The 14,589-nt window shown below is 32.5% G+C and carries 11 protein-coding genes; 1 reads left to right on the top strand and 10 read right to left on the bottom strand.

Features of this window, described 5'->3' with window-relative positions; translation table 11 throughout:
* Positions 1–186: 186 nt before the first annotated feature.
* From NQ499_RS02945 to NQ499_RS02930, 4 genes are all read right to left on the bottom strand, one after another.
* On the bottom strand, positions 187–3,537 hold the full coding sequence (locus NQ499_RS02945) for a DEAD/DEAH box helicase family protein (protein WP_006504498.1): 3,351 nt from the start codon (positions 3,535–3,537) through the stop codon (positions 187–189).
* Between the two features lie 274 nt (positions 3,538–3,811).
* Positions 3,812–4,942, bottom strand: coding sequence for an RNA-guided endonuclease TnpB family protein (locus tag NQ499_RS02940; RefSeq protein WP_040389565.1), 1,131 nt, complete (start codon positions 4,940–4,942; stop codon positions 3,812–3,814).
* Entirely contained in the window at positions 4,899–5,339 is a 441-nt protein-coding gene (tnpA, locus tag NQ499_RS02935) for an IS200/IS605 family transposase (protein ID WP_006504500.1), read from the bottom strand. Before tnpA ends, NQ499_RS02940 begins: the two co-directional genes overlap by 44 nt.
* Positions 5,340–5,592: 253 nt before the next feature.
* Positions 5,593–6,546 (bottom strand): SAP domain-containing protein, encoded by a 954-nt coding sequence (locus NQ499_RS02930; RefSeq protein ID WP_259848594.1) that lies wholly within the window; start codon positions 6,544–6,546, stop codon positions 5,593–5,595.
* Positions 6,547–6,790: 244 nt separating this feature from the next.
* On the opposite strand from NQ499_RS02930, the gene NQ499_RS02925 reads away from it, so the two are divergent.
* Positions 6,791–7,837, top strand: coding sequence for an IS1/IS1595 family N-terminal zinc-binding domain-containing protein (locus NQ499_RS02925; protein WP_040389582.1), 1,047 nt, complete (start codon positions 6,791–6,793; stop codon positions 7,835–7,837).
* A gap of 141 nt (positions 7,838–7,978) precedes the next feature.
* Here NQ499_RS02925 and NQ499_RS02920 read toward each other — a convergent pair whose 3' ends face one another.
* From NQ499_RS02920 to NQ499_RS02895, 6 genes are all read right to left on the bottom strand, one after another.
* Positions 7,979–8,872 (bottom strand): EcsC family protein, encoded by an 894-nt coding sequence (locus NQ499_RS02920; RefSeq protein WP_006507001.1) that lies wholly within the window; start codon positions 8,870–8,872, stop codon positions 7,979–7,981.
* A gap of 94 nt (positions 8,873–8,966) precedes the next feature.
* A complete protein-coding gene (locus tag NQ499_RS02915; RefSeq protein WP_006507002.1) occupies positions 8,967–10,139 on the bottom strand; it encodes a restriction endonuclease subunit S in 1,173 nt (390 codons plus the stop codon).
* Between the two features lie 81 nt (positions 10,140–10,220).
* Complete coding sequence (gene xerA / locus NQ499_RS02910) at positions 10,221–11,216, bottom strand: site-specific tyrosine recombinase/integron integrase (RefSeq protein WP_040390233.1); 996 nt, start codon at positions 11,214–11,216, stop codon at positions 10,221–10,223.
* Between the two features lie 61 nt (positions 11,217–11,277).
* Positions 11,278–12,423, bottom strand: coding sequence for a restriction endonuclease subunit S (locus NQ499_RS02905; protein ID WP_006507004.1), 1,146 nt, complete (start codon positions 12,421–12,423; stop codon positions 11,278–11,280).
* A 44-nt stretch (positions 12,424–12,467) separates the two neighbouring features.
* On the bottom strand, positions 12,468–13,928 hold the full coding sequence (locus NQ499_RS02900; protein WP_040390234.1) for a type I restriction-modification system subunit M: 1,461 nt from the start codon (positions 13,926–13,928) through the stop codon (positions 12,468–12,470).
* 117 nt (positions 13,929–14,045) lie between these two features.
* Entirely contained in the window at positions 14,046–14,588 is a 543-nt protein-coding gene (locus NQ499_RS02895; RefSeq protein ID WP_006507006.1) for a hypothetical protein, read from the bottom strand.
* Between the last annotated feature and the right edge of the window lies 1 nt (position 14,589).

Below are 14,589 nucleotides of genomic sequence, written 5' to 3'. Positions count from 1 at the left end.
ACTTCTTGTGAAAAAACAAGCATACTTTTGTGAAAATTTACACAATTTGTACATAGCATTTACTGAAAACGTTTGCAGTTTAGGGATATCCGATTAGCTATTTTTATGCTTAGTTTTTATCAAAAATTTAAATTATAAATATTTTTTATAGTGATAGAATACTCTCAAAAATGTGAACGTTTTCTTCTAGCATCTTTCGCTGAATGTATCTACTGTCTTTAAAATCTCTCTCGCAACATTCATCTTATCCTTAAATAAGGCACTCATACTACCAATTGACTTGAAAGGATCTTGTAATAAGACCTTCTTGTCTTCAATGAAACCATTCTTCACAATATAATCTACTAATAACTCTACAAAGTGAATCTGTCTAGAATTCAAACTCTGATCATCTAAGAAACGTGAGAACTCAGCCATAGCGGCTTGTCTGTCTAATCCTACAATCTTTCTAATTAATCTAGTGATAGGTGTATCACCAAAGTGTAATCGATAATCGTCTTTGCTTCCTAAGTCTATCCATAATAAGTTTTCTAGATGTTTCATCTCATCTGGAGTAATGACTTGATTATGTCTGAGCTTATAGATAGCCTCATCATCTTCATGTGCTTTTAAATAATGCTGGACTTTCTCTTTATAGTTTTCTAATCCTTCATCATTATAGAAAGCATCATTCATCTTTGTTTCAATGATTTCATCTTCAAAGTGTGTATCTATAGGATCTCTCTTTGGGCCAACATCTAAGTATTTAACTAGATTTCTAATTTTCTCACGTAGTACTTCTAGATCAAAATAGTTGGCCGTCTTCCAGTAATCAGGATCTTTGGCACATTTCAAATATTCCGCATTATCCGCAATATCAGGTATAGTTTGTTTTTTATACAATTCATCAGTAATCATAATAACCTTATTGATGACCTGACTTGCATCATAATGATTGAGATATGCCATTTCAATCATATACAACTGTCTATCAAAAAACTTTGCTCGTTTATCTTCATCATGAATCACAACAAGAGAAGATAATTCATCTTTAATATAGTGTGTATCCATCTCATTGAGATTATTCCAGTTATCTGGATTTTTATATTGATGTACATATTTTAAATGAAGCTTTACATTAAAACTGTCTTCATTAAGTCCTTGAATATAACCTGACATCTCTTTGATCTGTTTATTGATTTCATCTACATAATCCTGATTGGATGCATTTTGTTCGAGTGCATAAAGAATATCAACACGTAACTTATAGATACGCTGAGAGAGTGATTCTATAATGCCTGATTTCTCAGGGCGTTGGTCTACTCTGAAGTAATCCATATTTCCTAGGTAATCAAATATCAAGAATCCTTTCTTGTCATCTCCTGGACCAAACAAGTCTTTTCTTAGTCTTGTTCCTCTTCCAATCATCTGCCAGAATTTTGCTTTACTTCTTACTTTCTTAAAGAACACAAGATTCACAATATCTGGTACGTCTATTCCTGTATCTAGCATATCTACACTGATAGCTATTTGGGGATAACTGTCTGTTTTGCTGAATCGATCTATCGCATTTTGTACAAATTTTGTATTAAATGTAATCACTTCAGCAATCTTCCCCTTATATTCAGGATAGAGTATATCGAATCTCTCTTTAATTTTATTGGCATGATTTTGATTGGCAGCGAAGATGATGCTTTTTCCTATCTTATCTCCTCCTTCAATTTTAATACCATGTTCCATTAAATCTCTGATCACAGTATCAATAGTATTAATATTAAAGACAAACTTATTCATATCACTTGATGTAATTTTATCTTCATCAGGGAAGTGTTCTTCAAACTCCTTCTTCTCTTCTTCTGATAAATCATCATAGTAAATACCTTCTTCTAAGAACTTCATTTTAGTTTCATATGAATGGTAGCTGACTAAGTATTTGTCTTTGACAGCTGTTTCATATTCATAAGCATATGTAGGGACACCTGTTTCTAAATCAAATATAGAATACGTGTTAGCTCCTATACTATCTTTAGGTGTAGCTGTTAAACCTATAAGTAATGCATCAAAGTAATCAAATATATCTTTATATTTGTTGTAAACACTACGATGGCTTTCATCAAGAATAATCAAATCAAAATGTCCTGGGGTGAATAAACGATTACCATCTTTACTTCTTGTTTCATCAATCGCATTCATCATTGTAGGATATGTACTAAAGATCATTCTTGATACTTCTGGGTCTTCTTTGTTTTCACATAGATTACAAGTAGTCAGGGAAGGAAGAAGGTTTACAAAGTTCTTCTTTGCCTGATTCACTAATGCAGTACGATCAGCAAGGAATAGTATATTTTTTGCCCAATCTGCTTTAGTCAGTACATCTACTAAACTAATCGCAACACGTGTTTTACCACTCCCTGTTGCCATGACAAGTAATGCTTTACGACTTCCTTTTTCAAAATCTTCACAAGTTCTTACAATGGCTTCTTTCTGGTAATAACGGTTTGTGATGGCATCCTGTATAACAGGTTTAGAAATACTTCTACGAGTATCTCTTCTATCTATGAGCAACTGTGTTTCATCTTGCGAAAAGATGGAAGAAATCTTTCTGTCAGGATACATCATGTCATCCCAGATAAATGTTTCAAAACCATTTGTATAAAATATAACAGGTCTTAATCCATATTCTTGTTCAATACAGTCTGCATAAAGTTTTGCCTGGTTACGTCCAACACGAGGATCTACACTTGTTTTCTTCGCTTCTATAACAGCAATGATCTTTCCTGTTTTTCCACGTAATATATAATCTACAAAGCCATCTTGAGATTCTGTTGGCATATGATGAACAGGATATTCTTCTTCTACATTTGTATCAAAATCCCATCCTGCTTCCTTCAACATTAAATCAATATAGAGTTTTCTTGTCCTCCATTCAGGAATCTTATTCACATCAACATATTCAACAGCTTTATCTTCTTTTCTCTTAGCTGCCCCTTGTTTTCTTAATTCCTCATTTTCAGCAACTAATCTAGCAAGTTCTTCTTTTTGTTTTTCTTCTTTTTCTTTCTGTTTATTAAGAATATCTCTTACCTGTTCCTTAAGATCCTTATTCACAAACATATGTGTTTGATCTGGTAACTTAGTAGGATCAAATTCAGGTAATTGTTCTTGATAGTCTATTCCATAAGAATAGTTCATCCAGTTAACAAGTCTATAGAGATTATTTAAAGCAAGAACTGCTTCTTCTCTTTTTACTTTTCTACTTGTATGTACTGCAAAATTCCCTAAAGTAATAACGTATCTAATTCCTTCATAGATTTCTGTTGGAATAATTTGTTTAAATGTATATTCATTGACTAAAGCACTTAGATTATCTCTATAAGGCATCTGTAAGTCTATGTCATTCTTATACATGTAATGTACTGCTTGTTCTAATGCACGTCTTGTAAGTATTGCACAGTTAGCAGGTGATACCATTAATCCTTTTTCTGCTTCTATACATGTAGAAGCAAAATCCTGGAATTCTGTTTTGTTTTTTAAAAAAGTAAAGTTCAACAGTACCATCTCCTTTATATTTCTATTATATCCTAAAAAAGAACTTTATTGGGAATAAAAGATGAATGAGTTATTGGAATTACTTGAAAAGTCTAAAGAGGATATTAGAAATGGTAGAGTAGCACCTATAGAGGATACTTGTGAACTACCCCGACTTACGCTTCGCTTAGAAGTCAGGGCTTCTTGCTTCAACCACCACTGCCTGGCTGATAACCTTACGGTACTGTCAGGACTAAATGATGTCTACAAGCGTTATATTCGGCTAATTCCTAGCCTATATGTTTTATACTGATTTCAGTATACGTAAGCCTTCAAGCTTTATGTTGATGGCTGCATTCTGATCTCTGCTCATTATAAGACCACATTCACAGCTCATTGTTCTGATGCGCAGATCCTTCATCTCTCTGTGGACTTTGCCACAGCAGTGACAGATCTGACTTGATGGAAACCACTTATCTACATTGACAAGATATTTCCCTCTATCATCAAGCTTATAGGCCAGCATGTTTATGAATAATCCATAGCCATTGTCCATAGTAGCCTTGCCATTTCCAAAGCCCCTGTTAGACATAGCCTTCATATCAAGACTTTCAACACATACGACATCATACTGATTGGCGATCTCAGTAGATAACTTGTGTAGCTTGTCAAGTCTCTGGTTGGCTATATGTCTATGAATCTTGTTCACCTTGCGGAGCTGCTTAAGATAGTTGTTGGATTTCTTCTCACCTTTCTTAGCACCCTGCATACGTGAAAGCTTTCTCTGCGCCTTTGCAAGCTTCTTCTGGCTTTCACGATAATAATTATGGTTATTGCCGATATTGCCTTTATCGTCTACATAGAGCCCATTAGAGGCATAATCTAAACCTATGGCATTATCAGACTTTCTAACCTTTACGACATTCTTCTCATACTCGAATAATACAGAAGCATAGTATGTGCCATCACCTTCCTGGGATATCGTAACAGACTTGATAACCCATTCAGCCTCAGGCTGTCTATGGATGACTGCCTTCACTCTTCCTATCTTAGGAAGTTTTATACTATTTCCAATGATAGCGACAGTACCCTTCTGATTATTTGTAGTATATGATTTTCTACTGCGCTTTGCAGACTTGAATCTAGGAAATCCAGTCTGCTTCTTACGCAGCTTATCAAAATGATTTCTAAATGCAGCCTGCAGATTCAATTGAACATTGGCAAGTGCAAGACTATCCACTTCCTTAAGGAAGGGATAATCCTTCTTATACTTGGCAGGTGTCACAGCAACAAACTTGCCAGTCTCCTTGTAGCTTTCAATCTTATCGTTAAGCATGAGATTATAGACCTTACGACAGCAGCCGAAGGTCTTTGCAAACATAATTCTCTGATCAGCGTTTGGATACAGTCTGTACCTTATTGCCTTGTTTGCCATCCTTACCTCCCTGGGATTGTATGAACTGGTGGATGATGTCTACTGTTGCATTACCTGTAGTCAGTAGACAGAAACTTGGTGACCAGAACATCTCCTTCCAGAGGGATTTGCGTATCTCTGGAAACTCCTTCTTGATGAGCCTGCTGCTTGCAGATTTATAAGCGTTGATGAACTTGCTTATCTCTGAATTAGGCTGTCCTCGAAAGAGGATATGAACATGGTCGGCATCGTGATTCCACTCATCCAATGAGATATTATATCTGACAGATAGATTCTCAAACATCTCCCTGAGACGATTTGAGATCACATCATCTATCACCTTATTGCGATGTTTAGTGCATATTATAAGCTGATAATTCAGTAAGAATACTGAATGGTTATTATTATCTAATTTCATAGTATTTATGGCCTTTTTTCGATTTATTTCTGATTACATATATATTATACTACTAGCTGACAATAAAGGCAAAACAAAACGCCGTGTTTACCGCAATTCATCCAGCCACCTATAGAGGTGGGGGAATTCTTGCTCGCGGCGTGTTAAAGAATTGAGAGATATGTTAGGTAGTGGTGATTAGCAGCTAAGGCTGCTTTTTTATTATATAAAAGGCAGGATTGGTCCTGTCTAAGATAAATTTCAATGATGATATCTAAATCCTATATTGTCTTTTGAATCTTTTAGCACCGGTATTATAAATAGATTCAAGTGTTGATTTGTCATCATTTATTTCAGCAATGACTATTTCAACCTTCTCTTTTGGAATAAAAATAGTAAATGGAAGTTTGATAGCTGAGATTTCTTTTAACAAATTTGAAATCAATTCTTTTTCACTCCATCCAAAGTCATCACTCATATTTTTTATTCTTTTTGTGATTGCCGGTGCCATTGTTACAATTGATTTTTCGTAAGGAAAAAAGGTTTCACTATATATAGATAAATAATCCATACTAAAACCATTGCATAATCCACTTAAATCATATGCAATTACCTCACAAAACAATTTAAAGGCGCCTTTTTCATTATGTTCTTCAACAAGAAAATTTCCCATTTCTAATTTAACATTTCTATAAAGTCCAAAATCTCTACTCTCAATATACTTGATACATTCTTCATTGAAATATTGCCAGATTTTATCACGATAGTTTCTATAGGGAGGTGTTTGTACTTTTTCTGTAAGAGTCCATATATCCAGACCTTTAATTTTATGATTATGTATATAAGGAATCCATTCATATTTTTTCAACAACGCTTCCCCTTTTGATGTATATTTATATGGTTTTTCAGGAAATAAGATATCTAGTTCTTCTTCTGAAATATTTTCTAGAATACGTTCAATCATTTCTGACTTTTTTCCTGACGCTTTTAATCCATGAGACTGAAGAACGGGTTTTAACTCAGATATCTTTTTCTTTGTAAGTCTGTTTGCTGAAAAATCTATTTCTATAAAACCATCCTTTTCAAGTTTTGAAAGAATTGATTGAACATCCTTAATTCCATATTCATAAGACCAGAATTTTGGAAACTTGTTACCAAATGTACAATAATAACTTGCATAGCTTAGAACAAGAACTTCATGTGGATATAAGGAATCACAAGTAGGCATTTTACCACTTATTCCCTTTTCAATAGGAAACGCATTATCTTGAATTTTATTTAATAAATCAGAACCATCTGATTTCGCTTTACTTACTTCTTTTTTCTTAAAAAAATCGCTAAGTTTATGAAAAATGTTGCTACTAGATCATTAAATTTAACTTAACGCCTATTTTTCTACTTTATAGCCACCTAACTCAAATCATCATTTCTCGAACAGTTGTAAAATGATCTTAAAAGGTCAGGTGAGTGCTATGATAACTGAAAACCAGGTAAAAAACTATTTAAGATCTAAGGATAAGGATTATGTAAATAAACTTATCGAATCATTATATGAACAGGATGATGAAGACATTGATCCATCTCATAAGGCATGCCCTATATGTGGTTCAGTCCATTTCAAGAAGAATGGAAAAGATAAGAACAGACATCAGAGATATATCTGTCTTGACTGTCACAAGTCTTTTAGTGATAGAACCAACACCTTATTCTACTGGTCTCATTTTACTTTGGACCAGTGGCTTCACTTCATTGAACTGGAACTATATAAAATGCCTCTAGAGGGTGAGGCTCAAGTCTTAGAGACAAGCAAGACGACCTGCTTCTATATGCGTCATAAACTTTATCATGCAGCATCTGAAATCATGGGTCATCAGAAATTATCTGGTGAAGTTGAAATAGATACACAGTATAAAAGTATAAACCTAAAGGGAACACGTCCTCAAAATATGCCTAGATACTCAAAGAAAAGAGGTAAACAGGCTGCATATAGAGGAATATCTCATCACAAGGTTGCCATTGTCTGTGCTACAGATGAAAATGATCATATGATGATGCAGGTATCAGGTCTTGGAAGTGAGTCATTCGATAAATATAAAGCGAATAAAGACTACTTTAAGGATGTGGAAGAGTTCATATCAGATTCAAAGGCAAGCATACAGCAGTTTGCCAACTATCTTGAAGCAGTAAACAATAAGATAAAGACATCTCCTTTAGAGAAGAGATATCTTACTGATGATGGTAAATCATTAGGAGCTGTCAATGAGATGATGACAGAAGTAAGCTCAATGATACAGACAACAAGAGGCGTTGGCACCAGATACATACAAGGTTATCTAGATTTCCTGCTTCTTAAGAAGCAGGCTAAGTATACATTCAAGAGAAAGGAAATGGCATCTGAGATTCTAAGAATGATGATGGATACTGAGGCTTTCAGTAATGAAATGGTAAGAGCTACACCTATGCCTATTTCACTTAAGGAAGCATATTACGAATATCGTTATGGTATATTCGCTGAATAAGATTACTCAAAGCAACAATTTTCTTAAATTGAGCGAAAAAAATTAAATAAACTCATTGCAACCACCTTTCTCACGTTCATTCTATAAAATCACTTATTCATTTCTCATAATGAATAACCAACTACTATTAAATAACTCTGATTAAGCATCTATTACATCAAACTCATCAAATGATTTTCTTGAACTTGGATTACATAACGCCGTGTCCTGTAATGACTTTTTCAAATTATCACAGCAAGGTTTAAATGATAAATAAGTTATTCCTCCACCAACAACACCACCAACTACAGGAATTGCTTTTCTAAAGAAACCAGCAAAAACCTGTTTAGTCATACACACACTAAACCATCTTGAGATTTTCTTTACAATAGGATAGAAAGTGCCTTTTGTTAGTGCTTTTTGTAATAGTTTTTTCTCTACTCCTTTTCCTAACGCATTAGAAAGTATCTTAATGCTTGCAACTGAGCCCTCTACTCCATACATTACACCCAAACATAAAGTAATAAGATTCATAGTCTCGTCATCAATATTCACACCATTTTCAACATTTATTTCAGGAAAACCATACAGATATAACAATTTCTGTATAGCTCTTAGCATATACCCATAATATTGAGCAATATCTGTTGGCAATGTAGCAAACATAGCGACTCCACCAGGAGCACCCAATGCTAAGGAAATACCACTTACACAATTTCTTTCATATTGGATTACTTGATCTGCTATATTATCAATTTCTTCAACTGTTATACCTGCATGTGCTGGATTGAACTTTACTGCGTCTTGAATAACATCATTTGCATAGTTTTTCATAAATTGCTTTCTCAAAAAGTCTTCTCGATCAATACGAACACCCGGTATTCTTAGCCCAAGAATAATTATATCTTCAGTATCCACTCTTCCATCTTTATTAATATCTAAAGCATCAAATACTTTATCCTTAGAATCAAAAACAATATCTTTGCCTTTTGAAACAGCCTTTTTAACTTCATTTCCTGTATTTTCAATAACATCTTCCAATTTAATTTTATTCATTAGAAATACCCCCACTAATAATATTCATACAATAATTTTAGCACGTTATGCTTATGAATTGAGATTTTATTGATATATTGACATATAATCACAACTAATAAAATAAAAACCATAAATCGTTCAATAGTAACTTAATTTGTTTTATTGCTAATAGTTCACGTAACCTTGATTTATCGACTTCTTCTACGAATGATGCGAACTGATTTTGGAGTTCAATTGGTGCCATTATAAGTTCTACATTTTTGAGCATGCCTGCATTCACTACATTCATAGTCGAATGTCCAGATGCTGAATTCAGTATTTTTTGTAAATCATCACTTCCAAAAAAATATTTGAAATATATTGGAATAATAAATTCTGCATCAAATGCTATTTTCAACAGACGTGGATTGATTATCCCAGGTTCAAAATTCTCTGGCATAATCATTGTTTTTCCGCATGTACCTACCAAACTTATCAGTATATCTCCTGCATGAACCTCGCAACTTTTTAAACTGTTAAATCTATCTTCATTAATATAATAATCTCCAAAAGTAGGATCATTTTTTATCACTTGTTCTTGTCCATATATTTTAAAGCCCTTTTTTACATAAAATTCTTTTTTTAAAGATGAGCCGAAAGGTCCTGCTTTAATTGAAGCTTTTCCTTCTTTTATCAAATTACCTATTTTGACTTTTGGATATCTTGTTATCTTATCCGTTGGACGACCAAACATCTCCACAAATCGGGCTTTGACCAATTCATCTAATAGTGCTAGTTCTCTTTCATAATTATTTATAGTACTAGAAACGTTATCTAACACTTCGATGATTTTCTTTTGCTGACGCAAAGGAATCACTGGAATTTTAAATTTTCGAAGTAAAGATAAGTTAATATTATTCTGAGCAACTCCTCTACCTAGATTGTTTACATCTTTCTTTTTTGATTTCAAATAATAATATAAATACTCTTTTAAAATATTCGAATCTTCTTTTAAAGATAATCCTGCTATTGCTTGGTTTGTACATGCATCGATTTTTAAAATTCCAACTTCTCCTAATGTTGCAAATATCGAATATAAAATAGTATCACGTTTTAACATTTTTGTAGAAGAGTTATTTAAACCTTCTTCTGTTATAAATTCTTCAGCAGAATCTATATACTTCGATTTCATATCTTTAATTTTTATCCAAGGTATATTTCCATTATTCCAATAATTAGGCTTTGATCTAGAAGGAGTTCCCCCAGATACAATTGTACATATTTCTTCAAGTTTTACATATTCCACCCTAACTCTACAAATGCAGATTTGCATTTAATCATAAAATCAGGATTTATAGAGACCTTCCCCTCTCAATTTCTCACCCTATTAAGCCACAAACTTTCTATGTGACTCTTTTACATTATTCTGATTAACCATAGCATAATGCATAGTCGTATCTATCTGTGAATGACCTAATAAACTCTGTACCTGTTCAATAGGCATTCCCTTATCTATAGCTCTAGTAGCTACTGTTCTTCTAAACTTATGTGGATGTACTCTATGAATACCTAAACGTCTACCTAAATTCCTTAATCTTATCTCTACACCACTGATCTGTAATCTATTAAAAGGTTTATCTAAAGAGACGAATAATGCTGGATTATCGTCTGTTCGGCTCTTTAGATAATTCTTTAAGTGTATTTTTGTTCTTGCATCAAAGTATACAGGTCTTTCCTTATTTCCCTTACCAAACACAACACATTCTCTATTCTCAAAATCTATATCTTCTATATTAATATTCACTAGTTCTCCTACTCTCATACCTGTAGAAGCCAACAAATCAATAATAGCTAAGTCTCTTAAATTATCACAACTATCTCTTAAACACTCTAAAGACTCATCAGATAAAGTTTCTTTAATCACTTTATCTGTCTTTATCTTATGAATTCTTTTCATAGGACTCTTAAGAATATAGTTTTCTTCTTCTAGCCAAGAAAAGAAACTACTTAGATTTCTTCTTATATTATCAATACTTACCTTAGAACAATTGTTTATCTTCTGATAATCAGTGAGATATGTTCTTAAATGATCTGTAGTCATATGTGTGAAATGTATATCTGTTCTATTCTCCAACATTACTAAAGTAGACTTATAGTATTGAGTTGTTCTTTTTGAACATCCTTCTATCTCTTTAGATGCAATAAACTTATCTATGAGTTCCATATTAGAATATTCAAAAATATCCTGAATACTATCTTCCTGCATAATAAAAGTTACGTTATCCAGACAAGACTTTAATGTTCTATGTAACATTTCCATCTGTGCATTGTCTAGATAACGTAACAATTTCTGTTCAATTTCTTTAATAATAGTTTCTTTCATGTTGATAACCTCCGTTACCAACATCATCTACACCCTTATTAAACAAATTTATTCAATTATATTAACCAAAATACTCTTGCATTAAACTATCAAATAGTTCTTGTGATGCTTCTAATGACTTCTGTATACGAGACCTTGATTTATCGATTTCTTGTACGAATGATGCGAACTGGTTCTGGAGTTCTAGAGGAGGAACAGGAATTGATATTTCTCCTATTTTTTTAGCGGATGGCAAATGTACTAAACAGGCATTACGAGCTTCTTTCTTCATAAGTCCTAGCATATAAAAATCCCAAATATTTTCAAAATATTTATCATTGATTTTATCATTTTGCAATGTCAGTCTTAATAAAGAAGGAGAAATTACACCCTTTTCCATATTCTCATCAAGTTTTAAATACTTACCTAAAGTTCCATCACAAGTAATAATATAATCATTTGGAAATAATTCAAATCTTGATACTTTTCTATCAAAGTATTCTTTTGATATATAATACTCTCCAAGTGATTGATTTTTTTGAATAGCATTTATTTGAATATACACTTTATATGTATCTTCTCCTTTTGGAACAAACAAATCTTTTTTCATGTCACTTCCGAAAGGACCTTTTGTCATTCTTGCAACCAAATCATTAAACTTTACAGAACTATATTTAAACTCAATATTAGGATCCCCAAACATCTCCACAAATCGGGCTTTGATAAGCTCATCTAATAAATCTAATTGTTCTTGATACTTCTCGATTATTCCCTTCAAACTAGTAAGTCTATATGAAATTTCTTTTTGATAATCTAAATCAGGATACGGAATAACAACATTATCAAAGTCTTTCTTTGTAATGTGTTTCATTGTGGCTCCATGTGTCTTTAAAGACATCTTATCTAAACTGTATTCAACAGCGTACATGAAATATAATTTGTCAATTTCAACTTTATCAAATACAACTTTAAAGATATGTTGATTTAATAATGCTTTACCACGATTCCAAAGATATACACCTAAACTGGCAGACCAAGAAATTAATACATCTCCATCATTTAACTCTATTTTCTTAGGGTAATCTCCATTGTAATATCCCAAGTCATAAGCATTACCAGTGAGATCTTGTATTCTGATTATAGGTAATCCTTCACTACCTCTCTGTTCTGGCTTAAATGCATAACCATTTATATAAGTAGCTATATCACCAAGTTTTTTATACTCCACGCTTCCCTACAAATGCAGATTTATCATCTACATTTAACTCCTTTCTAGTCCTTCAATAAAGACTTTAATTCCTCAATACTCTCTTCTATCTCTTTATTAAGTGCTTCAATATCACCTAATATCTCATGAGTAGGACGATACTCAACCTTCTCATAAACAATCTCTTTATATTTATTAATAGAAAGATCATAATCATTCTCTGCAATCTCTTCCTTAGGTACAAAGAAACTTTGTTCTGTTCTCTTTCTATCTTTTTCTTCATCTAAATGTTCATATCTATGAATAATATCAGGAATATCATTCTCTTCTACTGGTGAACGCTTATCATCTAATGAAAGACCATCAGCTTTCATATCATAGAACCAGACATTATCAGTACCACCTGTAGTTGTCTTAGTAAATACCAATATAGCTGTAGATACACCTGCATAAGGTTTAAATACACCACTAGGCATAGAAATAACTGCATGTAACTGGTTATTCTCTACTAGTTCTTTTCTAATACTCTTATGGGCTTTACTAGAACCAAATAATACACCATCAGGTACGATACATGCACATCTACCACCAACCTGTAATGAACGTAAGAATAACGCAATAAATAACAATTCTGTCTTCTTAGTCTTACATACAGATAATAAGTTTTCTGCAACTACCTCATAGTCTAATGACCCTTTGAACGGTGGATTAGCTAAAATAAGAGAGTACTTATTTTCATCAATATTCTGTTGTGAAAGGCTATCTCTATATTCTATTTGTGGATTATCTACATAATGAGAAATAAGGTTCATAGCCCCAATTCTAAGCATTGTAGAATCCATATCAAAACCATTAAACATCTTATTATTAAAATGTTCTTTAAGTTTATCATCTAAGAATAATTCTTCATGTTTTTCTCTTAAGTATTCTTCAGCACCAATAAGGAATCCTGCAGTACCCATTGCTGGATCACATATTGTATCTGTAGGTACGGGTTTTACAAGATTAACCATCATATTAATGATATGTCTAGGTGTTCTAAACTGTCCATTTGTACCTGAATTATTAAGCTTATTTAATAGGTATTCGTATAAATCACCTTTTATATCTGCTTCTTCTGTATTCAGTCCTTCTATTCCTGTCACTACTTTCTGAAGTAAGTTTGGTGTAGGAATCTTAAAAATGGCATCTCTCATAAATCTTGCATAAGAAGATTCACCATCACCTTTTAAATTCTTAATGAATGGGAATAATTCATCATTCATAATTTGATACATCTTATCAGCACTACCAATATCCTTGAAATGATGCCATCTCAAATATGGTTTATCTTTAGGAAATAAACCATCATATTCCAGTCCATATAATAAACAATCTGCTTCTTCTTTTGTTTCTGCTTCATCTAATTGTTTCATATACATAAGATAAGTGAATTGTTCAATGACATCTAAAGGGTTAGTAATCCCTCCTGTCCAGAACGACTCCCATATCTTATCTACCTTATTCTTTAATTCTCCTGTTAACATAATTATCTCCTTATCATTTGTCATTATAACATAGTTCACTTAAGTAAAAAAAGAACAACTCATATCCGAGCTGTTCTTAACATTTTGACTTCATGTTAATCATCTATTTACCCAATATTACTTAAGCCAATTTTCTTTATAATATTTCGTAACTTTGTTTATTATTGAACAATAAAGATTAAAATTAATCAGATAACTGCCTTTAGGAGAAGAAAACTCTACTCCATCATAAATACCTACCCCACACCAAGATATTTCCATTGTATCGTTGATTTTTCTATACATAACATCAGGAATGTACAAACCATCCCTAGCATGCGTCCAAGAGTGACTAAATGCCCAATCATTCAATTGTGTATAATATGCATCAAACTCATCCTCATTGTTAGAATCATAATCTCTTGCATTAATATCCAATTCAATTGCAGAATCACCTTTCACGTTAAATGGGAAAGGTATTTCCATTAGTGTTGGATTGATTGTCTCATCTAGATATAAAATCAGTTCATCAATGTTACCCGTCAATGAATATACTTTACCATCAAATGAATATTCTAATATATTTACATTTTGAATATATAATTTCATCAACATATATCTTTCTGTTGTATCAACATTTTCTAATTCAATTGCAAATTCATTCTTATTTCCAAATAACATT

Source organism: Catenibacterium mitsuokai (assembly GCF_025148785.1).
GTDB classification, from domain to species: Bacteria; Bacillota_I; Bacilli_A; order Erysipelotrichales; family Coprobacillaceae; genus Catenibacterium; species Catenibacterium mitsuoka.
The sequence above is the reverse complement of the archived record's forward strand: the minus strand, read 5'-3'. Positions and strand labels throughout refer to the sequence as shown.